This window comes from Pseudomonas sp. AF32 (assembly GCF_022342325.2).
Taxonomy (GTDB): Bacteria; Pseudomonadota; Gammaproteobacteria; order Pseudomonadales; family Pseudomonadaceae; genus Aquipseudomonas; species Aquipseudomonas uvaldensis.
This window is the reverse complement of sequence record NZ_RQJK02000017.1, coordinates 64,829-86,792: the sequence shown is the minus strand read 5'-3', so window position 1 is coordinate 86,792 and position 21,964 is coordinate 64,829. Positions and strand designations below refer to the sequence as shown.

Here is a 21,964-nt window from a genome sequence, read left to right as displayed (position 1 = left end):
TGCATTAGAAAACGGCACGGCTTGTTCCCGTAACGCCGCCAGCAAAGCCGAGGCGCTGGCGCCACGACAATCCACAACTGTTCGGGCGCCGGCGGCACGCGCCATCTCGGCAACCCTTGGGCTTGGAACGAATAACGGCAACCGCGCCAGGGCGGGCCACGCTTCGCCGGCCAAGCGATGCAGATGCTCGAAGCTCTGCCCACTGCTGACCATCAGCGCGTTCAAGCGTTCCGCTTCGACCTTCTCCGCCAGCTCGCCGTCGCGATACCGAGGCAGGCTGCGTCGGTACAACTCCAGATAATCGACACTAGCACCTTGCTCACGCAAGCGCTCCGCCAGCAGACCACGCCCGCCTTCGCCACGCACGATCAGGACCCGCGGCCCAGGCCCGGCGAGAGCCTGACGCAGTTCAGGGAGTTCAAGCAAGGCTTCGCTGTCGTCACCATTGTCCGGGTAAGACACGGTGAGGCCCGCGTCGGCAAGGATCTGCCCGGTGGCGGCACCCACGCTGAACCAGGGCTGCTCCGGGGGCTCAGGCCAATAGTGGCGCAACCGCTCCACGCAGAGCCGGGCCGCCGGTTTGCTGACCACGATCACCGCACAATACCGGTCCAGCCGTTGGAGAGTCTCCCGCTCGGAATCGGACGCAGGGAGCGGCTCGATAGCCAGCAGCGGCAAGCTGCTGGTAAATACTCCAGCATCCGCCAGCACCGCCGCCAGGGCCGACGATTCATCCTCCGGCCGGGTCAGCAGCAGCCGCCAGCCCGTCACGCGTGGCCTGCCTCGCCGTAGACCTTCTTGAGGATGTCGTCGGCGCCCTGGCTCAACAAATCCTCGGCCACCCGCACACCCAAAGCCTCGGCATCGCCACGAGGTGCCCGCGCCTGGGAACTGAGCAACCGTCCACCATCGGGATCCCCCACAAGGCCACGCAACCACACCTGCTCACCTTCGAGCACGGCGTAGCAGGCAATCGGCACCTGGCAGCCACCGTTGAGGTGCTTGTTGAGGGCGCGCTCGGCGAATACGCGGGTGGCCGTGTCTTCATGGTGCAGGGGCGCGAGCAGCGCATGGATCTCGCTGTCGGCGCTGCGGCACTCGATACCCACCGCCCCCTGTCCGCCGGCCGGCAAACTGTCCTCGACACTGATGGCCGAAGTGATGCGGTCCTCGAAGCCCAGGCGAATCAGGCCGGCGGCCGCCAGGATGATTGCGTCGTACTCGCCGGCATCGAGCTTGGCCAACCGCGTATTGACGTTGCCGCGCAGGAAGCGGATCTGCAGGTCCGGCCGACGGGTCAGCAACTGGGCCTGGCGACGCAGGCTGGACGTGCCGACCACACTCCCGGCTGGCAGGGCGTCCAGGCTGGCGTAGGTATTGGAAACGAATGCATCGCGCGGATCTTCGCGCTCGCAGATACAGAACAGACCCAAGCCTTCGGGAAAATCCATGGGCACGTCTTTCATCGAGTGAACGGCGATATCCGCCTCATTGTCCAGCAGCGCGGTTTCCAACTCCTTGACGAACAGGCCTTTGCCGCCGATTTTCGACAGCGGCGAATCCAGCAGCTTGTCGCCACGACTGACCATGGGAACCAGCGTGACGATCAGGCCGGGATGAGCCGCCTCAAGACGGGCTTTGACGTATTCGGCCTGCCACAGGGCCAAGGCGCTTTTACGGGTGGCGATGCGGATCTCGCGAGGGGACATGGATCAATCCGTACTGAAAAGATACGACGGATAATAACAGCTCAGCCAAATACGCTTTGACTTGAATCACGACCCCGGGGCCTCCCTGCCCGTCAATATCCTGGAAAGGGAGCACCGGGACACCCCCGCACCGATGGTCAAAGCTGTTGCATCATCTTGCGTACGCCGGCCACATGTCGCCGACTGACGATCAACGCATCGCCGTTCAGGCCTTTGAGAAACAGCTGGAAATGCCCCAGGGGCGTACGCTGCAGGCGCTCGATCCGCTCGCGGGCCACGAGGGCGTTGCGGTGGATGCGCACGAAGCGCTCGCCGAACTCATCCTCCAGGGCCTTGAGTGGTTCATCCAGCAGCACTTCGCCGCTCTCGTGGCGCAAGGTCACATATTTATGGTCGGCAATGAAGTAGACCACCTGATTCAACGGAATCAGCTCGATACCCTTGCGGGTCCGCGCACTGATGTGACTGCGTGGGCCGCTACCGCTTTCGGCGGCCGGACGGGTCAGCGCCGCCAGTTGACTGCGATTGGGCCGCTCGGCCTTGCGTAGCGCGTCAAGCAGTGCCTCGGACGCCATCGGCTTGACCAGGTAGCCCACGGCACCGGCCTGCAATACCTCGGGTGGGAAGTCGTCCCGTGTGGTGCAGAACACCACGGCGGGTGGCGACTCTCGCTCGCACAGCTTCGCCGCGACCTGCAGGCCATCCAGGCCAGGCATGCGGATGTCGAGCAATACGATATCCGGCTTGTGGCTGTCGATAAGGGCCAAAGCCTCTTCGCCATTGGTGGCGCTCGGCTCCAGGACACTGTACCCCTCGAGCTCACCAACCATTCGGCTGAGGCGCTCGCGGGCCAGGGGTTCGTCATCAACGATCAGGACATTCATAGTGCGCTGGATTCCTGCGTGAGTCTCGCACAAGGATAGCGTAGACAGAGGCGGTAACATCCGTCACCGCGATTCACGCTAAGACTCGTTCGAGGGCCAAAAAGTGCCGCGAGGCGGTTGCCTATCTTTACCAGCGCTTGCCGACCGATGCTCGGGGCCCGTTGTCGCACGGCGTCGCCGTAGGGGTTATCAAGACTCGATCCGATCAATATGAGCACCTCCGCGTCTGGGTTCGTCCGATGCACCATGAATAAAAAATCCGACGTCCTATCGTCCACTGTAGACGGTTGCCACGATGATATTGCTCAATTGGAAAATATCGTTGTGCAAATCCTGCGTCGCAAGCCCGGGCGCCATCGAAAAAAACCTGCCGGACAGTGCCAGCGCCAGCGCCAGCGCCGGGAACCCTGTTATCATCCGTGGCAGCCTTAACCGCTACTTTTTCCACAGCCGATCACGAGCGAATTCATGAGCACTGACAAGACCAATCAGTCCTGGGGCGGCCGCTTCAGTGAACCCGTCGACGCTTTCGTCGCCCGCTTCACCGCCTCCGTCAACTTCGACCAGCGCCTGTATCGCCACGACATCATGGGTTCGATCGCCCACGCCACCATGCTGGCCAAGGTCGGCGTGCTGACCGATGCCGAGCGCGACAGCATCATCGATGGTCTGAAGACCATTCAGAGCGAGATCGAGGCCGGCCAGTTCGACTGGCGCGTCGATCTCGAAGACGTGCACATGAACATCGAAGCACGCCTGACCGATCGCATCGGCGTGACCGGCAAGAAACTGCACACCGGTCGCAGTCGCAACGACCAGGTGGCCACCGACATCCGCCTATGGCTGCGCGATGAAATCGACCTGATCCTGGCCGAGATCACCCGCCTGCAAAAAGGCCTGCTGGAACTGGCCGAGCGCGAAGCCGAAAGCATCATGCCCGGCTTCACCCACCTGCAGACGGCCCAACCGGTGACCTTCGGGCACCACATGCTGGCCTGGTTCGAGATGCTCAGCCGCGACTACGAACGCCTGGTCGATTGCCGCAAGCGCACCAACCGCATGCCCTTGGGCAGCGCTGCGCTGGCCGGCACCACTTACCCCATCGATCGTGAGTACACCGCACAGTTGCTGGGTTTCGACGCCGTGGGCGGCAACTCCCTGGATAACGTCTCGGATCGTGACTTCGCTATCGAATTCTGCGCCGCCGCCGGTATCGCGATGATGCACCTGTCCCGGTTCTCCGAAGAGCTGGTGCTGTGGACCAGCGCGCAATTCCAGTTCATCGACCTGCCGGATCGCTTCTGCACCGGCAGTTCGATCATGCCGCAAAAGAAAAACCCCGACGTCCCGGAATTGGTACGGGGCAAGAGCGGCCGCGTATTCGGCGCGCTGATGGGCCTGTTGACCCTGATGAAAGGCCAGCCACTGGCCTACAACAAGGACAACCAGGAAGACAAGGAGCCGCTGTTCGACGCCGCCGACACCTTGCGCGACTCGCTGCGGGCCTTTGCCGACATGGTCCCGGCCATCAAGCCCAAGCATGCGGTGATGCGCGAAGCGGCCCTGCGCGGTTTCTCCACCGCCACCGACCTGGCGGACTACCTGGTGCGCCGTGGCCTGCCCTTCCGCGACTGCCATGAGATCGTCGGCCATGCCGTGAAGTACGGCGTTGACAACGGCAAGGACCTGGCCGAGATGAGCCTGGACGAACTGCGCCAGTTCAGCGATCAGATCGAGCAGGACGTGTTTGCGGTTCTGACCCTGGAAGGCTCGGTCAATGCCCGTGACCACATCGGCGGCACGGCACCGGCACAGGTCAAGGCCGCCGTGGCGCGCGGCCAGGCGTTGCTCGCCAGCCGCTGAAAGCATCGCGAGCAGGCTCGCTCCCACAATAGATCTCGCTGAACACAAATCCTGTGGACAGATGAAGATCCAATGTGGGAGCGAGCCTGCTCGCGATGACTGACTTCAAAACAGCATAAATCTCACTTTTTGGCCGCGACCATCGCCAAAAACTCCGGCATCGCCGCCTCCTTGTCCGCAGCAATCCGCTGCACGTTCGGGTTCGCCTCCAGCCGCGCCATCAACGCCTTGGCCGCCGGCATGTCGGCCAGCAGATCGATATCAAACAATTTCCTGCCCACTTGTAATGCCAGCGAGACACTGTAGAGGAAATACAGATCGGCCAGGCTCAAGCTATCGCCCGCCACATAGGGTGAGAACTTGCCATGGCGACCGAGCGTGGCGAATCCCAGCAGCAGCTCGGTCCGGGTCTTTTCCTTGATGGCATCGGGCACCGCCATGCCAAAAAACGCCTCGGCGTAGCAAGCCCGCCCCGGCAGCTCGATGTACAGTTCGATCTCCCTGCAGAGAGCCAGCACCTGGGCGCGCGCGAACGGCTCATCGGGCAACAGTGGCTTGCCTGGCTGGGTTTGTTCGATGTATTCGAGGATGACGCTGGTTTCGTTGATAAACCCGTGTTCGGTTTTCAACACCGGCACCTTGCCACGAGGGCTGACGGCGAGCACCTCGGGGGTCTGGTTGCCGTAGAACGGCACCTCTTCGAAGGGCAGGCCCTTCTCCAGCAGCGCCAGCTTGACCATGTTGTAATAATTACTGACAGAAAAACCGTAAAGCTCAAGCATTACAAATGCCTCCAGGCCGTGTGGGGTTGGCAGCCTTGGGTTATAGACCGCCCGCCCATTTCTCGCCAGGAGCATCACGCCGCTGAATGCGGGTAGACTGGCGGCTTTCCTATCAGGAGCCTGCCATGAGCGAGCCAACCGACATCGACAACGACGAAGAAGAATTCGTCGAATCGACGCTGATCGAAGCCATCGAAAACCAGATCGAAAGCGGCAACCCGCCGGCGGCCAGGGCGACGTTCAACAAACTGACCCTGGTGAACTACGAACGCGAAGACATTCTCAACCTGATGGCCCATGTGCTGGCCTATGAGATTGATGCCATGCTCGAGGAAGATCGCCCGTTCGATACCCAATGGTACGAAACCGCATTGCGCGCCCTGCCCGAGTTGCCGCCGGAAAAGCGATAAATCCAATGGGGGAGCAAGGTGTGCTCCCCCGGTAAAATAAAAAAGCATGGCTCTGACACTGGACAGTTCGCCCGAGTGCGCTCAACTTAAGGGCGCTGTCGTCCAAATTCCTAGAAAGTCTGGAGTCCTTATGTCGCTTACCCCTGAGCTGGTTGCCGAACTGGAAATCCTTGCACTCTTCAACCTGGACAGTTCCCAGGAAGGCCTGAAAATTCATCAGACCGCTGCCCCCTCTGCCATCGCCGCTGCCAAGCGCCTGCACGAAAAAGACCTGATCACCCAGTCCGATGGCGGTTACCTGACCAGCCTGGGACGGGATGCCGCCGAGCATGTGCAAGGCCTGTTGACCATCCTCAACGTCGTATCGCAAGCCGCCTGATCGTGCTGTCGCCCACGGAAATCCCCGCATCGGGATTTCCGCAGGCGCACTACGCGCCCATGTAAGAAATCTGACGTCAAAATCATATTTCAGCTTAAGAATTCCACAGCCCGGACGCTAAACTGCCATCACCTTCGATCTCCCACGTTCGACACCGCGAGCCGGTTTGAGCCGACATGACCCGCAATCACGAAATACGCCCAGACCTGGATGAGGGAATCGACCGCAAGGTCCTGAACCAGCTGCGCGCACGTTTTCTCAAACTCAACACAATCCGGATGAATCGCGCCCTGGAAGGCCTGTCGCCTCGCCAGCAGAGCGTATTGACCTTGTTGCCGTTGTTTTTCCACGTCAATCATCCCCTGTTGCCCGGCTACGTCTCGAGCAATACCCCGGCCGGGCTGTCGAACTACGAACCCGATGCCGATGTTCTCGCCGAGGCCCAGCGGCTGACCCGCTCGTTTTCCTACAAGCCACGGCACGGCAGCAACCCGCCGCGCCCCATCCTCGGCCTGTTCCTGATGGGCAGCCTGGGCACGCTCGCCCAGGCGGACCAGAGCGACATGGATGTGTGGGTCTGCCATGGACCTGACCTGAGCGACGACGAACTGGCGGAGCTGCGCAAGAAATGCCAGTTGCTCGAAGCCTGGGCCGCGACTCAGGGTGCCGAAGCCCACTTCTTCCTGATCGACCCGGCCCGGTTCGTGCGAGGCGAGCGGGACACCCGGCTCAGCTCCGACGATTGCGGCACGACCCAGCACTACCTGCTGCTGGACGAGTTCTACCGCACCGCGATCTGGCTCGCCGGGCGTACGCCGATCTGGTGGTTGGTGCCGGTCTACGAGGAAGACAACTATGAGCAATACACCCACGCGCTGATCTCCAAGCGCTTCATCCGCGCGGACGAGACGCTGGACCTGGGGCACATGGCCTACATCCCGCCCGGCGAATTCATCGGGGCGGGGCTGTGGCAGTTGTTCAAGGGCATCGAGTCGCCTTACAAGTCCGTGCTCAAGCTGCTGCTGACCGAGGTCTACGCCAGCGAACACCCGGATGTCCAGTGCTTGAGCCTGCGCTTCAAGCAAGCGGTGTTCGCCAACCGCCTGGATCTGGAAGAGTTGGACCCCTATGTGCTGGTCTATCGCCGCATCGAGGAATACCTCAACGCCCGTGGCGAACCCGAGCGTCTGGAACTGATCCGTCGTGCCCTGTACCTGAAGGTCAACCGCAAGCTCACCGGCCCGTCGCGCAGCAGCGGCTGGCAACGCACGCTGCTTGAGCGCCTGGCTACCGAGTGGGGCTGGGACCAGCGCCAGCTCGCGCTGCTGGACAGCCGCAGCCAGTGGAAGGTGCGCCAGGTCAGCAGCGAACGGCGTGCGCTGGTCAACGAGCTGACCTACAGCTATCGCTTCCTGACCCAGTTCGCCCGTACCGAGAAGACCGTCAGCCTGATCAACAAACGGGACCTCAACGTCCTTGGCCGACGCTTGTATGCGGCGTTCGAACGCAAGGCCGACAAGGTCGAGTTCATCAACCCCGGTATCGCCCCGGACCTGGCCGAGGACACCCTGACGCTGGTCCAGTCGCCCAACAAGAAAGAGCCCGGGCAAAACCAGTGGGGCCTGTACAACGGCAACCTTAATGCCCTGGAATGGGAGAACTTCGCGCCGATCAAGCGCAGCCGCGAATTGCTGGAACTGTTGACCTGGTGCCATCGCAATGGCGTGATCGATAGCAGCACGCGGCTGGCGCTACACCCTGGCGACAGTGACTTGAGCGAGTTCGAGCTGTTCAATCTGCTGGGCAGCCTGCAACAGGCCATCGCCCTGCCCTTGGCCACGGTCGACGAAGAACAGCTTTTGCATGCCAGCGTGCCCAGCGAAGTGCTGATCCTGGTGAATGTCGGCGTCGACCCGCTCAAGCATCACCGCGACCTGAATATCCTGATGACCACCGAGCGCACCGACTCCCTGAGCTACGCCGGGGTCCGGGAGAACCTGGTACTGACTCTCGACCAGGTCACGCTCAACAGTTGGAACGAAGTGCTGGTCAACCGCTTCGATGGCGAGCACGCCCTGCTCGATTGCCTGCGCGACTACCTCAACGACCTGCCCTCCGGGCAGCGCCAGCCGCGCTTGCGGGTCCGCTGCTTCTGCCACAACCGTGCGCAATTCATCGCGCGGCGGGTCGAGGAAGTGATCGAAACGGCCCAGACCCTGCTGCTCAGCAACCTCAATCATCGTTATCTGCTGCAAGTCCAGCAGCACTACCATGTGCTGGAGCTGGTGCCTGGCCAGGTCAACCATGTGGCACTGACCAGCCTGTCGGCGCTGGTGGATTACCTGGGCGAAGAGTTGACGGCCTACAGTCCGCTGCACCTGGATCCGATGGCCCTGGAAGACCACGACCTGGCGTTGATCCTGCCCATGGGCCAACCCGAGTGCCTCCAGGTGTTCTACCGGGTCAACGAAGACGACGCTGACCTGTACGTACTCGATGAGCTCAACGCCCTTTGGCAACAGCGCCTGCCCTATCACGACGAGCAAAGCCTGCTGGTGCCGCTGCAACGCTTCCTGCAATCGGTGTTGTACCGCCGTGACGCCCTGCTGTCGATGGACAGCGACCAGCCGTTGAACCTCGAAACCCTGTATTACCAGCTCCTGCCCTCGGGCAACGGCCGGGCGCGGCGGATCGAGGCGCGACAGGCCCCGCAGACGCCGGTGAACAAGCCGTTCTACGACGTGCAGGCGATTATCGGTAAAGCCGCCCACGGCCAGGTCCACGTCACCCTGTATTGCAATCAGCAGGAGTTTTCGGAACTGGAACATGGCGACCAGCTGTTCCGCGTGGTCGCCAGGGAAATCGTCGAGCAGCGTCGCGAGGCCGAGCGCTATCGCTGCTACATCACCGACCTGGACCTTTCGGGCCTGGTGGGAGACGGGGCCTGCTCAAGCAATTTGTACCTGCGCTACAAGGCTGACCTGGAACGCGCCCTGAACGAGGCGCTGGCCCTGGTCTGAGCAATCAGAGGTGGAAGTCGCCGCCCGCTTCAGGCTGGTATTCCACCGCCAGCAACGTCAACTTGAGGGTCTTGCCGCCCGGGGCCGGCCAGTCGATGTGCTGGCCAACCTTCAGGCCCAGCAGCGCGCTGCCTACCGGCGCCAGGATCGATATCTTGCCTTCGTCGGCATTGGCATCCTGTGGATACACCAGGGTCAGGTGATAGTCCTTGCCACTGCTTTCCTCGCGGCAATGCACACGCGAATTCATCGTCACGACGTCGGCGGGCACGTCCTCATGGCTCACCAGGGTATCGGCACGGTCCAGTTCGGTCTGCAACGCGATCACGCCCGGAAGCGTTTCATCCAGGCTGTCGATCAGACGTTCCAGACGCTGTACGTCCAGGCGGGTAAGGGTGATGGAAGGTGCGGTCATGATCCAGGCAGACTCCTTTCTTCTGCACGAAAAAAGCAAAACCCCGCCACAGGAAGACGGGGTTTTCACGGGCCTCGATGCGTTGAGGCGTAGCCGGACACTAACACAGCTCAATAAATAAACAAGCCGGAGCCCCAAGAGAACACCCCTACACCGTGTTCGCTGTGGGAGCGGGCTTGCTCGCGAAGACGGCGGTACAGCCAAGAACTTACTCAACTGACCCGCCGCATTCGCGAGCAAGCCCGCTCCCACAATGATTCAGGGGCAGCATCTAGGTGCGATGCTTGCGCCTGAGCGCCTCGGCACAGATCGCCCGCCGCCGCTCATCATCGGCCGAGCGCCATTCGCGGATGTCGTCCACGTGGCGGAAGCAGCCCAGGCAGACTTTCTGCTCATCCAGCTTGCACACGCTGGTGCACGGCGACGGCACAGCCGGGCTGACATTGCTGTAGAGCGGTTTGGGCGGTCGCACCGCAGCGGCCTGGGCCACGCCGTTACAGACCTTCGAAATCGAATTTCACCCCGGCCTGCGCCTCCACGATGCGCTCAAGCATTTCGCCCAGCTGCTCTTCGCTCTTGTCGCACAGCCAACGCTCGCTTTCCTCGTCGTAGTCGAAGTGGAAACCGCCGGACACGGCTGCCAGCCACAACTGCCGCAACGGCTCCTGGCGACTGAAAATCAGCTGGCTGCCATTTTCGAACTTGACGGTCAGCACACCGGCGGAGCTTTCCAGGTCGATGTCCAGTTCGCTCTCATCGAAGATGTCCTCCAGCATTTGCTGGGTGGCATCGACCAGATCGTGGAAACGGGCTTCAGTCAAACTCATTGCGACAACCTCGAAAATGTCTGCTCATGCTCAAGCGCCGCAAGATACGGGCGCTTTCTGGCGATTGCAAAGGATATACCGATCGACGACCACCGCGCCCGTGTGAGTCGATAACGCCCCTCAGGCCCGCCGGACGGGAGTCCCGTTGCATAGGCAAGCTGCCGGGTGGCCGGTATACTCCGGCGCAATTAACGCATTTTCAAGGATTTCGCCATGAAGCGCCTGATCTCTTCCCTTGCTGCGCTCGTCGCGGTTGCCTGCCTTGTGACAGCCTGCGGCCAGAAAGGTCCCCTGTATCTGCCTGATGAGAGCAAGTCCCCTGAAGAGCAGGCCAAGTCGTCGCAGTCCAAGTCTCACTCGCACGACACCCATTCCACCACCTACTAAGGGAACGCCATGGACGCTTTTAACTACCGTGGCGGGGAGCTGTTCGCGGAGGGGGTTGCCCTGTCTGCGATCGCCGAACGTTTCGGCACGCCGACCTATGTCTATTCCCGTGCCCATATCGAGGCTCAGTACCGGACCTTCGCCGACGCGCTCAGCGGCATGCCACACCTGGTGTGCTTTGCCGTGAAAGCCAACTCCAACCTGGGCGTACTCAACGTCCTGGCACGCCTGGGCGCCGGTTTCGACATCGTCTCCGGTGGTGAGCTCGAACGCGTCCTGGCCGCCGGTGGCAGCGCCGACAAGATCGTGTTTTCCGGCGTCGGCAAGACCCGTGAAGACATGCGTCGCGCCCTGGAAGTGGGTGTGCACTGCTTCAACATCGAATCCACCGATGAGCTGGAACGCCTGCAAGTGGTCGCCGCCGAATTGGGTGTTCGCGCGCCGATCTCCCTGCGGGTGAACCCGGATGTGGATGCCGGCACCCACCCGTACATTTCCACCGGGCTCAAGGAAAACAAGTTCGGCATCGCCATCGCCGACGCCGAAGATGTGTACGTGCGCGCCGCGCAACTGCCGAACCTGGAAGTACTGGGCGTCGATTGCCACATCGGCTCGCAACTGACCACCCTGGAACCCTTCCTCGATGCCCTCGACCGCCTGCTGGCGCTGATCGACCGTCTCGGTGATTGCGGCATCTACCTGCGTCATATCGACCTGGGCGGCGGCGTCGGCGTGCGCTATCGCGACGAAGAACCGCCCCTGGTGGCCGACTACATCAAGACGGTGCGCGAACGCCTCGAAGGCCGCGACCTGGCGCTGATGTTCGAGCCGGGCCGCTACATCGTCGCCAACGCCGGTGTGCTGCTGACCCAGGTCGAATACCTCAAGCACACCGAGCACAAGGATTTCGCCATCGTCGACGCGGCCATGAACGACCTGATCCGCCCGGCGCTGTACCAGGCGTGGATGGACGTGACGGCGGTGCGTCCTCGCGATACCGCCACGCGCAGCTACGATATCGTCGGACCGATCTGCGAAACCGGCGACTTCCTGGCCAAGGGCCGGGAGCTGGCGCTGGAAGAAGGGGATCTGCTGGCCGTGCATTCGGCTGGTGCCTACGGGTTTGTCATGAGCTCCAACTACAACACTCGCGGCCGCTGCGCCGAAGTGCTGGTAGACGGTGACCAGGCATTCGAAGTGCGTCGCCGCGAGACGGTAGCCGAGTTGTTTGCCGGCGAAAGCCTGCTGCCGGAGTAAAACCATGCTGCTGCGTTTTACCAAGATGCACGGCCTGGGCAACGACTTCATGGTCCTCGACCTGGTCAGCCAGCACGCGCACATCCTGCCCAAGCATGCCAAGCAATGGGGCGACCGGCACACCGGTATCGGTTTCGACCAATTGCTGATCGTCGAGGCGCCCACCAATCCGGATGTGGATTTCCGTTACCGGATCTTCAACGCCGACGGTTCGGAAGTGGAACAGTGCGGCAACGGTGCGCGCTGCTTCGCCCGCTTCGTGCTGGACAAGCGCCTGACCGCCAAGCGGCGGATTCGCGTCGAGACCAAAAGCGGCATCATCGAGCTGGATGTGCGCAACGATGGCCAGATCGGCGTCAACATGGGCGCTCCGCGCCTGAAACCGGCGGATATTCCGTTCGAAGCACCCGCCCAGGCCTTGAGCTATCCGCTGGAGGTCGATGGCGCCACGGTGGAACTGGCGGCGGTGTCCATGGGTAACCCTCATGCGGTGCTGCGGGTCAGCGACATCAACAGCGCCCCGGTGCATGAATTGGGGCCGAAGATCGAGAACCACCCGCGCTTCCCTGCGCGAGTGAACGTCGGCTTCCTGCAAGTTATCGACCGCCACCGCGCGCAACTGCGTGTCTGGGAACGCGGTGCGGGGGAAACCCAGGCCTGCGGCACCGGCGCCTGTGCCGCTGCCGTCGCGGCGATCAGCCAGGGATGGATGGATTCACCCCTGTTGATCGACCTGCCCGGCGGGCGCCTGTCCATCGAGTGGGCAGGCCCCGGCCAACCGGTGATGATGACCGGGCCGGCAGTACGCGTATACGAAGGACAAGTTCGTCTTTGAGTGAGTCAAACCCATGACCGACAAGCCACAGGTTCCAGCCCCGCAGCCCGACGAAACCCCGAGCCCGCTCCCGGAGACCGCGGCGGTGGCCGCTTACCTGGAGGCTCATCCGGACTTTTTCGTCGAGCGCGAAGAGTTGCTTTCAGTGATGCGCATCCCCCACCGGCGCGGCGATACCGTATCGCTGGTGGAGCATCAGATGAAGATCCTGCGCGAGCGCAACATTGAGATGCGCCATCGTCTCTCGCACCTGATGGATGTCGCCCGAGACAACGACCGTCTGTTCGAAAAGACCCGTCGCCTGATCCTGGCCCTGATGGATGCCAGTACTCTGGAAGATGTGGTGATGAGCGTCGAGGACAGCCTGCGACAGGATTTCCAGGTGCCTTTTGTCAGCCTGATCCTGTTTGGCGACAACGCCATGCCGGTCGGCCGCTGGGTGACCCATGCCGATGCGCAGACCGCCATCGGCGGCCTGCTCACGGAAAACAAGAGCGTCAGTGGCAGCCTGCGCGAGCATGAGCTGGACTTCCTCTTTGGCGAAGAACAACGCAAGCAGATTGGCTCCACCGCCGTCGTCGCCATCGCCCATCAAGGCGTGCACGGCGTGCTGGCCATCGCCAGTCGCGATCCCCAGCACTACAAGAGTTCGGTGGGCACGCTGTTCTTGAGCTACATCGCCGAAGTCACCGGCCGCGTACTACCACGGGTTGCCGGTTCGCTGCGCTCGGTACGCTGATGATGGAGCGGCAGTTGGAGGCCTACTGCGAACACCTGCGCAGTGAGCGCCAGGTGTCGCCCCACACGTTGTCGGCCTATCGTCGCGACCTGGAAAAAGTGCTGGGCTGGTGCCAGAAGCAGAACGTCGACAGTTGGCAGGCCCTGGACATCCAGCGCCTGCGCAGCCTGATCGCGCGACTGCACCAGCAGGGGCAATCTTCCCGCAGCCTGGCACGACTGTTGTCGGCAGTGCGTGGCTTATACCACTACCTCAACCGCGAAGGCCTCTGCGACCACGACCCGGCCACCGGACTGGCACCGCCCAAAGGCGAGCGCCGGTTGCCGAAGACCCTCGACACCGACCGCGCCCTGCAACTGCTCGAAGGCGCGGTCGAGGATGACTTCCTGGCGCGACGGGACCAGGCGATTCTCGAACTGTTCTACTCCTCCGGCTTGCGACTTTCAGAGCTGACGGGCCTGAACCTGGAGCAACTGGACCTGGCCGATGGCATGGTCCAGGTGCTCGGCAAGGGCAGCAAAACGCGCCTGCTGCCCATCGGCCGCAAGGCCCGGGAGGCCCTGGCCTTGTGGCTGCCGCTGCGGGCACTGGCCAACCCTGCCGACGACGCGGTCTTCGTCAGCCAACAGGGCCGGCGCCTCGGACCACGAGCCATCCAGGTACGGGTCAAGGCCGCTGGCGAGCGCGAACTCGGACAGAACCTGCATCCGCACATGCTCAGGCACTCCTTCGCCAGTCATGTGCTGGAATCCTCCCAGGACCTGCGTGCGGTCCAGGAGCTGCTCGGCCACTCGGACATCAAGACCACCCAGATCTACACTCACCTGGACTTCCAACACCTGGCGACGGTCTATGACAGTGCCCACCCCAGGGCCAAACGCATCAAGGGCGACGAATCATGACCATCGAGCTCATCACTTTCGACCTGGACGACACGCTGTGGGACACCGCTCCGGTGATCGCCAGCGCCGAAGCCGTCTTACGCCAATGGCTGACCGACAACGCACCGGATCTGGGTGGCGTGCCGGTGGAGCACCTGTGGACGATCCGCGAACAGGTACTGCGCGAGGAGCCGGGCCTGAAGCACCGCATCAGTGCGCTGCGCCGGCGAGTGCTGTTCCGTGCGCTGCAAGAGGCAGGCTATGACCAGTGGCAGGCTTCGGGGCTGGCGGACCAGGCATTCGAGGCGTTCCTGCATGCGCGCCATCAATTGGAGGTCTTTCCGGAGGTGCAGCCCACCCTGGAAATCCTGGCCAATCACTTCTCCCTCGGCGTGGTCACCAATGGCAACGCCGACGTACGTCGCCTGGGGCTGGCGGACTACTTCAAGTTCGCCCTGTGTGCCGAAGACATCGGCGTCGCCAAGCCAGACGCCCGGTTGTTTCACGAAGCCCTGCAACGCGGCGGCGCCACCGCGCAAACCGCCGTGCACATTGGCGATCACCCGGGCGACGACATCGCCGGCGCCCAGCAGGCCGGGCTGCGGGCAGTGTGGTTCAACCCGACGGGCAAGACCTGGGATGCCGAGCACCAACCGGATGCCGAGGTTCGCAGCCTGACGGAACTGCCGGCGTTGCTGGCGGGGTGGCATAGCCGGCCCTGAGCCGGCAAACGCCACAGCCCCCTGTGGGAGCGAGCCTGCTCGCGATAGCGGTGGGTCAGTTTGCGTTGATGTGGAATGTGCCGCCGCCATCGCGAGCAGGCTCGCTCCCACATGCATCGCAATCAACTTGAAGCTTTATCTGACTCATGAAAAAGCCCGCAGCGACGGCGGGCTTTTTCGTGCAAGCAAGAAGCAGAAGCTCAGATAGGGCGGCTGCCGTACTTGTTGTCAGGCTTCTTGGGCGGATCGGCGACCACGTTGGCCTCCACTTCCTGCACCTTTCCGCCCCTGGCCAGGAACTCTTCCATGGCCTTGGCGAGCGCATCACGCTCCTTGTTCTTGGCCTCTACGCTCGGCAACTCGTCGATCGACACTGCCGCCTTGGCCTTGCCCTTGGCGGGCACCGGGACATCGGCAACATCGTCATCGGCAACGTCTTCAGCCGCCGCTTCCAGACCGTCTTCGGCCTCGTCTTCGTCACCGACTTCGAGGTCGTCGTTTTCCAGATCATCGTCGCTCATGTTCTACCTCATGACTTGCGAAAAGCAGATTAGTTATAGCCCAGCTTCGCCAACTGTCGAAGGCTGCCAGAAAAAATTCAACATCCGCCGGCAATCAGCGGTCATGCCCCTTCACCGTACAAGGTGGCGAGGACTTTACGAGCACCGCCATGATCCCGGTGCTCGCCCAGATAAACACCTTGCCAGGTACCCAGTGCCAGTCGCCCGTCCGTTACCGGCAGGCTGACCTGACAACCCAGCACGCTGGCCTTGAAGTGCGCCGGGAGGTCGTCCAGGCCTTCGTCGTTGTGCTCATAACCGGCGGCTCCTTGTGGGATCAGCCGATTGAAAAATCGTTCGAAGTCTCGACGAACCGCCGGATCGGCGTTCTCGTTGATGGTCAACGAGGCCGAGGTATGCTGCAGCCACAGATGCAACAGACCGACGCGACACGCCCGGAGTTCAGGCAGGCCGGCGAGCAACTCGTCCGTCACCAGATGAAAGCCCCTGGGCCTTGCCCGCAGGGTGATCAGCGTCTGTTGCCACATACAGATCTCCGCACGTTCGGCGCGCATTCTAGCGCGCTCTGGAAAAAAACAAAGAGCCTAATATTCCTCCTTCGATGTAAGCCTTTGGCGGTAGAAAAACCGTGTCGCTTACATGACAAAAGACGTTGGAAAAACCGGGGCTTCTTCTGAGCAATGACAAACTGCGGACAAAAAAATGCCCGGCGAACCGGGCATTATTTTTTTGCGTGCGCTTACAGGTTGTAGCCACGCTCGTTGTGTTCGGCCAGGTCCAGGCCAACGGCCTCTTCTTCCTCGGAGACCCGCAGGCCCATGACGGCGTCCAGAACCTTGAGGATGATAAAGGTGACGATCGCCGTGTAGATCACGGTGAAACCCACACCCTTGACTTGAATCCAGACCTGCGCACCGATATCGGTCACGGTGCCGAAGCCACCCAGGGCCGGTGCGGCGAACACACCGGTCAGGATCGCGCCGAGGATACCGCCAATACCATGCACGCCGAAGGCATCCAGGGAGTCGTCGTAGCCGAGCTTGCGCTTGAGGGTGGTCGCGCAGAAGAAGCACACCACGCCCGCCGCCAGGCCGATGACCAGGGCGCCCATCGGGCCCACGGTGCCGGCAGCCGGTGTAATTGCAACCAGACCCGCCACCACGCCCGAGGCGATGCCCAGTGCGCTTGGCTTGCCGTGGGTGATCCACTCGGCAAACATCCAGCCCAGCGCCGCGGCAGCGGTGGCGATCTGAGTCACCAGCATCGCCATGCCGGCCGTGCCGTTGGCGGCGACGGCGGAACCGGCGTTGAAGCCGAACCAGCCAACCCACAGCATGGCAGCGCCCATCAGGGTGTAACCCAGGTTATGCGGCGCCATCGGCGTGGTCGGGAAACCTTTGCGCTTGCCCAGCACCAGGCACGCCACCAGGCCCGCGATACCGGCGTTGATGTGCACTACGGTGCCGCCGGCGAAGTCCAGCACGCCCCAGTCCCACATCAGGCCGCCGTTACCGGACCAGACCATATGCGCAATCGGCGCGTAGACCAGCGTGAACCACACCCCCATGAAGATCAGCATGGCGGAGAATTTCATCCGCTCGGCGAAGGCGCCGACGATCAGGGCCGGGGTGATGATGGCGAAGGTCATCTGGAAGGTGACGAATACCGCTTCAGGGAACAGTGCCGCCGGGCCGGTGATGCTGGCTGGGGTGACACCCGCCAGGAACGCTTTGCCCAGGCCGCCGATGAAGGAGTTGAAATTGACGACGCCCTGCTCCATGCCAGTGGTGTCGAACGCGATGCTGTAGCCATAGATGACCCACAGGATGCTGATCAGACCGGTAATGGCAAAGCACTGCATCATCACGGAAAGAAGGTTTTTCGACCGGACCATGCCGCCGTAGAACAGCGCCAGGCCAGGGATGGTCATGAACAGAACCAGAATCGTGGCAGTCAGCATCCAGGCGGTGTCGCCGGAATTCAGTACAGGGGCTGCCGCTTCTTCCGCCATGGCCAGGCCAGGCATTACGAAGGACAACAGGGCTCCTAGCCCTGCGAATTTACGCAGAGTCATATTGTTTTCTCCTGGGGCGTTGGGTTTGGCGGCTTAGATGGCGTCGGTATCGGTTTCGCCGGTACGGATGCGGATAGCCTGTTCCAGATTGACCACAAAGATCTTTCCGTCACCGATCTTGCCGGTGTTGGCAGCCTTGGTGATGGCCTCGATGACCCGGTCCAGATCCTTGTCGTCGATGGCGACGTCGATCTTCACCTTGGGCAGGAAGTCGACCACGTATTCCGCGCCGCGATACAGCTCGGTATGGCCTTTCTGCCGGCCGAAGCCCTTGACCTCGGTAACGGTAATGCCCTGCACGCCGATTTCGGACAACGACTCGCGCACGTCGTCCAACTTGAACGGCTTGATGATGGCAGTGACTAGCTTCATGAAACTCTCTCCCGAATTGGTGGACTTGCCCCAGGAAAACAAACCCGACTCAAGTCTAAGCGCAGTGCCTGGCTTTGTAACGCATCGTCGGCCCAAGTTGCCCGACCGGCGCCAGTCAACCGTTCCTGACGAAGCTCCCCGCTTCGTCTGCTGCACTGCATTCGTCACAACGACTGCATCAGTGCATGGGTCATCAGCCACTAAGCAGAAACCTTGCCATCTGTGCCCAAACCCACTGATTTCAATCCCTTACCCGATTCGCCGACCTGTACTGCCCCACGAACCGCAGCGATACGCACAACAACAGTGCGACAGTGCCCGGCCTCGTGCGCGAAAAGCGTGCATCCGCACTGGTGAATTGACTATAGACACTGCGTGATACACTGCCTGCCATTGTTTTCAGGACACCTGACATGCTTGCGCCAAAAGACCTCCTCGACGCCCTGAGCGGCCACGCCTCCCGTCTACTCAGCGGCGATACACCCCTGCCCAAGAGTGAAATCGAAAGCCAGTTCAAAGCGCTGCTGCAAAGCGGATTCAGCAAGCTGGACCTGGTGAGCCGGGAAGAATTCGACAGCCAGATGGTGGTTTTGGCGCGGACCCGGGCACGGTTGGAGAGCCTGGAGGCGAAGGTGGCGGAGCTGGAAGCGCGGCTGGCGCCAGCGCAGGATTGACCGACTCCGGTTGTCATGCCCGGCCGTCGCCAGGCGTGACAATCCAAAGGTTCAAAGGCGGAAACGGCCAACCAGCGTGTTGAATGACAAGGCCAGGCTGGACAGCGCCTGGCTTGATGCATTGGTCTGGTTCGCCCCCGCCGCGGTCTGGGACGAAAGGTCCTGGATGTTCACCAGGTTGCGGTCGACCTCGCGGGCCACATGGGCCTGCTCCTCGGACGCCGTGGCTATCACCAGGTTGCGATCATTGATCTGCGAAATACCCTCGGCGATCTGCTCCAGCGCCTCACCCGTGGCCCGGGCCAGACTCTGGGTCTCGGTCACCAGCACCTGACTCTTGCCCATGGCATCGACCGCGCTGTCGGCACGATCCTGTACCGCGTGGATCATGCTTTCGATTTCACCGGTGGACGCCTGGGTCCGCGCCGCCAGGGCACGGACCTCATCAGCCACCACGGCGAAGCCGCGGCCCTGCTCCCCGACCCGTGCAGCCTCGATCGCCGCATTGAGTGCGAGCAGGTTGGTCTGCTCGGCGATCCCGCGGATCACATCCAATACCTTACCGATATCGCGCACTTGCACGGCAAGATCACTGACCAGGCCGGTGGATGAGGTGATTTCCCGCGTCGCATCGTTGATCGCCTGCACCGCGCTACGGGCCTGATCTCGCCCACTGCTGGCCTGCGAGCTGGTCGCTTGGGAAGCCTGCGAGGTGGAAACGGCATTGCGGGCCACCTCCTCGACCGCTGAAGTCATCTCGGTCACAGCCGTGGCCGCCTGTTGGATTTCGTCGTTCTGTCGGATCAAGGCACGACTGCCATCGTTGGTCACCGCAGTGAGCTCCTCGGCGGCTGAAGCCAACTGCTCCGAAGCACTGGCGATCTGCTGGAGGGTGGCCTTCAGGCTGGTTTGCATATCACCCAGCGCCATGAGCAACTGACCCGCCTCATCACGACGGGTGCTGGTGATGTGCTGGGTGAGATCTCCCTGGGCGATGCGTTGCGCGCAATCAACTGCTGCGGCAATCGGACGACTGATCAGGCGGCTGATAAACATGCCCAGCAGCAGTGCGGTAATAAAAGCTACGACGATACCGCTGTACAAAACCGTCCTGGCCGTCGCCTCCTGGCGCGTGGCGGCCTTGGCACCTTCGCTGATCTGGCGGTCGTTGGAATCGATCATGATGGTCAGCTGGTCCATCACCTTTCGATAAGCCTTCTGCACGTCGCCCATCAGCAGGATGCGGCCATTTTCCAGATCGCCTGCAGCCATCAACGCCACATACTGCTGCACCATGGCCTGATAAACCGGCCAGTCACGTGCCATCTGGTCGCCGGCCATGCGCTCGTCTTCGGCCAGGGGGCCTTTGCGATAAGCCGCAAAAGCCTCCTCGCTGGCCAACTGATTGGCCTTCATCGAAGCGAGAAACTCATCCTTCACACTTTGAGGGGCATTGCTGGCGGTAGCGATATACAAGCGGTACATGTCCCGCGTCTGGCCGACCGCCTTGGTCTTGGTCTGCGCCGTGTTGGCGACCGACACCAGATTATTGTTAAACACGGTCTGCAGACGCGCCGACAGTGTGGCAACCCCGCTGACGCCCAGCATCCCCACGGCCAGAGTGATCAAGGCACAGAGGAAAAATGCAGTAAGCAGTTTGGTCGAGAATTTTGCATCGTTGAGCCAGTTCATTAGCCGATCCTTATGAGGCAATGGCTCATTGCCATACCTCTTGGGGATGCTAAGTCATGTGAAAAACCGGTCACATGGAGAACAGCGGATGACCGTATGGATTTTTCAATGCGGTTTGTCCGAAGCGGGCACCATCGGCAGCTCCAGCGCAAACAGCGCTCCGAGTCCCGGCCCGTCGCTTTGCACCATCAGTTCACCGCCCATTTCATGGGCCGCCAGGATGCAGCTGTGCAAGCCGAAGCCATGGCCGTCGACCCGTGTCGTGAAACCATGCTCGAACACCCGGGTGAGATTGCCCATGGAAATGCCCTCGCCGTTGTCCTCGACCTCGACCCGCACTCGCTTGTCTTCAATGGCCTTGAGACGCAGGATGATCCGGGATGGCCGGTCCACGACCGGGTCGAGGGCCTGCTTGGCGTTGTTGATCAGGTTGATCAAAATTTGCAGCACCTTGTGTTTATCCAGCGGCATCAGCGGGATATCGTCGAGCTCCTTGACCACCGTTACATGATGGCGTGCCAGGGAGACATGGCAGATTCGCACCACATCCTCGATCAACTCTCGCAACGACCCCGGCTCCAACACACTTGAATTGCCGGCATACGCCTGCTGAGTGGCGACGATTTCCTTGACGTGGTCGATGCTTTTGGTCAGCTGCGCCAACTCATTGATCATGCTTTGCTGCTCGATTGCCAGTGACTCGGCGAGCTTGCCCAAGTACTCCGGCAGAGCCCGGCCCTTTGGATCACTGCTGAAGAAATCGCCCAGATCGTCGGAATGTTCCTTCATCAACTGGACGACCTTGGCGACCCCCTGCCCTTTGGACGTGTGCACTTTGTCGTACAAGACCTGGGCCGACACGTTAACGCTATTGAGCACATTGCCCACGTTATGCAAGACGTTAGTAGCAATCTCCGCCATGCCCGCCCGCCGGGCAGTGGTGACCAGTTCGGCCTGGGCTTCGCGCAATTCGTCGTTGACCCTGGCCAATTGCTGGGGACTGGGAATCTTCAGCGCCGCGGGTATCAGCCGGACCAGCAAAATAGCGGTAATCACCGAGGCAATGGCGGTGATGACCTTAACCAGCGCCGACAGCCAGTAGTACGGTTGCCAGATGGTCAGGATCTCCATCACATGGCTGGTCCCGCAGGCCAGGATAAAGACGCCGAAAGCCGCCAGCATCCAGTCGAACGGAACGTCCTTGCGCTTATGGATGAAGTAAAGAAGGGTGAAGGGAATGCTGATGTAGGAAAAAGTGATCAAGCCATCGGCGATGACATTGGTCCAGAGCAGATCCGGACGCCACATGTAGCAGTGGCCATGGGGCATAAAGCGGTTGTCGGTCAACAGCGCCAGCAGATTGTCCATGGCCGCTTCCTCCCTGTGCCGTTTGTATACCGCCAATACCGGACTTTTTCAGTCTAGCAGAGGGCCCTGATGCCCCCCGCCGTATTCGAAACATCCTGCGAAAAAACGGCCATTCAATTACCGCTCCGGGACCTTCCCTCACGACTACCCTTT

The 21,964-nt window shown here is 61.6% G+C and carries 23 protein-coding genes and 1 pseudogene; 11 read left to right on the top strand and 13 right to left on the bottom strand.

Going from position 1 to position 21,964, the window contains the following annotated elements; all coding sequences use genetic code 11:
* Positions 1-24: 24 nt before the first annotated feature.
* The 3 genes and pseudogenes from EGM97_RS16955 to EGM97_RS16945 all read right to left on the bottom strand — a co-directional run.
* Positions 25-771: pseudogene (locus tag EGM97_RS16955) on the bottom strand (uroporphyrinogen-III synthase); the annotation flags it as partial.
* Positions 768-1,709, bottom strand: coding sequence for a hydroxymethylbilane synthase (hemC, locus tag EGM97_RS16950; RefSeq protein ID WP_238961707.1), 942 nt, complete (start codon positions 1,707-1,709; stop codon positions 768-770). The pseudogene EGM97_RS16955 and the gene hemC, both read right to left, overlap by 4 nt.
* 137 nt (positions 1,710-1,846) lie before the next feature.
* Positions 1,847-2,593: a LytR/AlgR family response regulator transcription factor gene (locus EGM97_RS16945; RefSeq protein WP_238961708.1), complete on the bottom strand. Its 747-nt coding sequence runs from the start codon at positions 2,591-2,593 to the stop codon at positions 1,847-1,849.
* Positions 2,594-3,061: 468 nt separating this feature from the next.
* Here EGM97_RS16945 and argH point away from each other — a divergent pair, with 468 nt between their 5' ends.
* A complete protein-coding gene (argH, locus tag EGM97_RS16940) occupies positions 3,062-4,456 on the top strand; it encodes an argininosuccinate lyase (protein WP_053148539.1) in 1,395 nt (464 codons plus the stop codon).
* A gap of 122 nt (positions 4,457-4,578) precedes the next feature.
* Here argH and EGM97_RS16935 read toward each other — a convergent pair whose 3' ends face one another.
* Entirely contained in the window at positions 4,579-5,238 is a 660-nt protein-coding gene (locus tag EGM97_RS16935) for a glutathione S-transferase family protein (RefSeq protein ID WP_238961709.1), read from the bottom strand.
* A 125-nt stretch (positions 5,239-5,363) separates the two neighbouring features.
* On the opposite strand from EGM97_RS16935, the gene EGM97_RS16930 reads away from it, so the two are divergent.
* From EGM97_RS16930 to EGM97_RS16920, 3 genes are all read left to right on the top strand, one after another.
* Positions 5,364-5,648, top strand: a complete 285-nt coding sequence (locus EGM97_RS16930) for a hypothetical protein (protein WP_238961710.1) — start codon at positions 5,364-5,366, stop codon at positions 5,646-5,648.
* Between the two features lie 130 nt (positions 5,649-5,778).
* Positions 5,779-6,027, top strand: a complete 249-nt coding sequence (locus EGM97_RS16925; RefSeq protein ID WP_238961711.1) for a TIGR02647 family protein — start codon at positions 5,779-5,781, stop codon at positions 6,025-6,027.
* 176 nt (positions 6,028-6,203) lie between these two features.
* Positions 6,204-9,047: a class I adenylate cyclase gene (locus EGM97_RS16920; RefSeq protein WP_238961712.1), complete on the top strand. Its 2,844-nt coding sequence runs from the start codon at positions 6,204-6,206 to the stop codon at positions 9,045-9,047.
* A gap of 4 nt (positions 9,048-9,051) precedes the next feature.
* Here the strand turns inward: EGM97_RS16920 and rnk are convergent, their stop codons facing one another.
* The 3 genes from rnk to cyaY form a co-directional block, all read right to left on the bottom strand.
* Positions 9,052-9,462 carry a nucleoside diphosphate kinase regulator gene (gene rnk, locus EGM97_RS16915; RefSeq protein WP_053148552.1) on the bottom strand — a complete coding sequence of 137 codons (411 nt, stop codon included), beginning with the start codon at positions 9,460-9,462 and terminating at the stop codon, positions 9,052-9,054.
* 271 nt (positions 9,463-9,733) lie between these two features.
* Positions 9,734-9,952, bottom strand: a complete 219-nt coding sequence (locus EGM97_RS16910; protein ID WP_238961713.1) for a DUF1289 domain-containing protein — start codon at positions 9,950-9,952, stop codon at positions 9,734-9,736.
* Between the two features lie 4 nt (positions 9,953-9,956).
* Positions 9,957-10,289, bottom strand: a complete 333-nt coding sequence (gene cyaY / locus EGM97_RS16905) for an iron donor protein CyaY (protein WP_238961714.1) — start codon at positions 10,287-10,289, stop codon at positions 9,957-9,959.
* A gap of 213 nt (positions 10,290-10,502) precedes the next feature.
* On the opposite strand from cyaY, the gene lptM reads away from it, so the two are divergent.
* The 6 genes from lptM to EGM97_RS16875 are packed head-to-tail and all read left to right on the top strand — an operon-like array spanning position 10,503 to position 15,110.
* Positions 10,503-10,676 (top strand): LPS translocon maturation chaperone LptM, encoded by a 174-nt coding sequence (lptM, locus tag EGM97_RS16900; RefSeq protein WP_082339676.1) that lies wholly within the window; start codon positions 10,503-10,505, stop codon positions 10,674-10,676.
* Between the two features lie 9 nt (positions 10,677-10,685).
* Positions 10,686-11,933 (top strand): diaminopimelate decarboxylase, encoded by a 1,248-nt coding sequence (gene lysA / locus EGM97_RS16895; RefSeq protein WP_238961715.1) that lies wholly within the window; start codon positions 10,686-10,688, stop codon positions 11,931-11,933.
* A gap of 4 nt (positions 11,934-11,937) precedes the next feature.
* Positions 11,938-12,768, top strand: coding sequence for a diaminopimelate epimerase (dapF, locus tag EGM97_RS16890; protein ID WP_238961716.1), 831 nt, complete (start codon positions 11,938-11,940; stop codon positions 12,766-12,768).
* A gap of 13 nt (positions 12,769-12,781) precedes the next feature.
* On the top strand, positions 12,782-13,507 hold the full coding sequence (locus tag EGM97_RS16885; protein WP_238961717.1) for a DUF484 family protein: 726 nt from the start codon (positions 12,782-12,784) through the stop codon (positions 13,505-13,507).
* 2 nt (positions 13,508-13,509) lie between these two features.
* The gene (xerC, locus tag EGM97_RS16880) at positions 13,510-14,409 is read left to right on the top strand and encodes a tyrosine recombinase XerC (protein ID WP_238961718.1); all 900 of its coding nucleotides are present in this window, start codon (positions 13,510-13,512) and stop codon (positions 14,407-14,409) included.
* Positions 14,406-15,110 (top strand): HAD family hydrolase, encoded by a 705-nt coding sequence (locus EGM97_RS16875; RefSeq protein WP_238961719.1) that lies wholly within the window; start codon positions 14,406-14,408, stop codon positions 15,108-15,110. Before xerC ends, EGM97_RS16875 begins: the two co-directional genes overlap by 4 nt.
* 200 nt (positions 15,111-15,310) lie before the next feature.
* Here the strand turns inward: EGM97_RS16875 and sutA are convergent, their stop codons facing one another.
* The 4 genes from sutA to glnK all read right to left on the bottom strand — a co-directional run bounded on the left by sutA (position 15,311) and on the right by glnK (position 18,077).
* Complete coding sequence (gene sutA / locus EGM97_RS16870) at positions 15,311-15,631, bottom strand: transcriptional regulator SutA (protein ID WP_238961720.1); 321 nt, start codon at positions 15,629-15,631, stop codon at positions 15,311-15,313.
* A gap of 101 nt (positions 15,632-15,732) precedes the next feature.
* Positions 15,733-16,158 (bottom strand): secondary thiamine-phosphate synthase enzyme YjbQ, encoded by a 426-nt coding sequence (locus tag EGM97_RS16865; RefSeq protein ID WP_238961770.1) that lies wholly within the window; start codon positions 16,156-16,158, stop codon positions 15,733-15,735.
* Between the two features lie 212 nt (positions 16,159-16,370).
* Positions 16,371-17,705, bottom strand: a complete 1,335-nt coding sequence (locus EGM97_RS16860; RefSeq protein WP_238961721.1) for an ammonium transporter — start codon at positions 17,703-17,705, stop codon at positions 16,371-16,373.
* A gap of 33 nt (positions 17,706-17,738) precedes the next feature.
* Positions 17,739-18,077 carry a P-II family nitrogen regulator gene (gene glnK / locus EGM97_RS16855; protein ID WP_002555808.1) on the bottom strand — a complete coding sequence of 113 codons (339 nt, stop codon included), beginning with the start codon at positions 18,075-18,077 and terminating at the stop codon, positions 17,739-17,741.
* A 413-nt stretch (positions 18,078-18,490) separates the two neighbouring features.
* Here glnK and EGM97_RS16850 point away from each other — a divergent pair, with 413 nt between their 5' ends.
* Complete coding sequence (locus EGM97_RS16850; protein WP_238961722.1) at positions 18,491-18,751, top strand: accessory factor UbiK family protein; 261 nt, start codon at positions 18,491-18,493, stop codon at positions 18,749-18,751.
* Between the two features lie 51 nt (positions 18,752-18,802).
* Here EGM97_RS16850 and EGM97_RS16845 read toward each other — a convergent pair whose 3' ends face one another.
* Positions 18,803-20,443, bottom strand: a complete 1,641-nt coding sequence (locus EGM97_RS16845) for a methyl-accepting chemotaxis protein (protein WP_238961723.1) — start codon at positions 20,441-20,443, stop codon at positions 18,803-18,805.
* Between the two features lie 105 nt (positions 20,444-20,548).
* The gene (locus tag EGM97_RS16840) at positions 20,549-21,811 is read right to left on the bottom strand and encodes a sensor histidine kinase (protein WP_238961724.1); all 1,263 of its coding nucleotides are present in this window, start codon (positions 21,809-21,811) and stop codon (positions 20,549-20,551) included.
* Between the last annotated feature and the right edge of the window lie 153 nt (positions 21,812-21,964).

Coding starts and splice junctions, on each gene's coding strand:
- lptM (WP_082339676.1), top strand. CDS start 10,503: ATGAAGCGCCTGATCTCTTCCCTTGCTGCGCTCGTCGCGGTTGCCTGC.
- hemC (WP_238961707.1), bottom strand. CDS start 1,709: ATGTCCCCTCGCGAGATCCGCATCGCCACCCGTAAAAGCGCCTTGGCC.
- EGM97_RS16925 (WP_238961711.1), top strand. CDS start 5,779: ATGTCGCTTACCCCTGAGCTGGTTGCCGAACTGGAAATCCTTGCACTC.
- EGM97_RS16885 (WP_238961717.1), top strand. CDS start 12,782: ATGACCGACAAGCCACAGGTTCCAGCCCCGCAGCCCGACGAAACCCCG.
- argH (WP_053148539.1), top strand. CDS start 3,062: ATGAGCACTGACAAGACCAATCAGTCCTGGGGCGGCCGCTTCAGTGAA.
- EGM97_RS16865 (WP_238961770.1), bottom strand. CDS start 16,158: ATGTGGCAACAGACGCTGATCACCCTGCGGGCAAGGCCCAGGGGCTTT.
- dapF (WP_238961716.1), top strand. CDS start 11,938: ATGCTGCTGCGTTTTACCAAGATGCACGGCCTGGGCAACGACTTCATG.
- EGM97_RS16860 (WP_238961721.1), bottom strand. CDS start 17,705: ATGACTCTGCGTAAATTCGCAGGGCTAGGAGCCCTGTTGTCCTTCGTA.
- EGM97_RS16920 (WP_238961712.1), top strand. CDS start 6,204: ATGACCCGCAATCACGAAATACGCCCAGACCTGGATGAGGGAATCGAC.
- xerC (WP_238961718.1), top strand. CDS start 13,510: ATGGAGCGGCAGTTGGAGGCCTACTGCGAACACCTGCGCAGTGAGCGC.
- rnk (WP_053148552.1), bottom strand. CDS start 9,462: ATGACCGCACCTTCCATCACCCTTACCCGCCTGGACGTACAGCGTCTG.
- EGM97_RS16875 (WP_238961719.1), top strand. CDS start 14,406: ATGACCATCGAGCTCATCACTTTCGACCTGGACGACACGCTGTGGGAC.
- glnK (WP_002555808.1), bottom strand. CDS start 18,077: ATGAAGCTAGTCACTGCCATCATCAAGCCGTTCAAGTTGGACGACGTG.
- EGM97_RS16935 (WP_238961709.1), bottom strand. CDS start 5,238: ATGCTTGAGCTTTACGGTTTTTCTGTCAGTAATTATTACAACATGGTC.
- EGM97_RS16840 (WP_238961724.1), bottom strand. CDS start 21,811: ATGGACAATCTGCTGGCGCTGTTGACCGACAACCGCTTTATGCCCCAT.
- cyaY (WP_238961714.1), bottom strand. CDS start 10,289: ATGAGTTTGACTGAAGCCCGTTTCCACGATCTGGTCGATGCCACCCAG.
- EGM97_RS16945 (WP_238961708.1), bottom strand. CDS start 2,593: ATGAATGTCCTGATCGTTGATGACGAACCCCTGGCCCGCGAGCGCCTC.
- EGM97_RS16845 (WP_238961723.1), bottom strand. CDS start 20,443: ATGAACTGGCTCAACGATGCAAAATTCTCGACCAAACTGCTTACTGCA.
- EGM97_RS16930 (WP_238961710.1), top strand. CDS start 5,364: ATGAGCGAGCCAACCGACATCGACAACGACGAAGAAGAATTCGTCGAA.
- EGM97_RS16850 (WP_238961722.1), top strand. CDS start 18,491: ATGCTTGCGCCAAAAGACCTCCTCGACGCCCTGAGCGGCCACGCCTCC.
- sutA (WP_238961720.1), bottom strand. CDS start 15,631: ATGAGCGACGATGATCTGGAAAACGACGACCTCGAAGTCGGTGACGAA.
- lysA (WP_238961715.1), top strand. CDS start 10,686: ATGGACGCTTTTAACTACCGTGGCGGGGAGCTGTTCGCGGAGGGGGTT.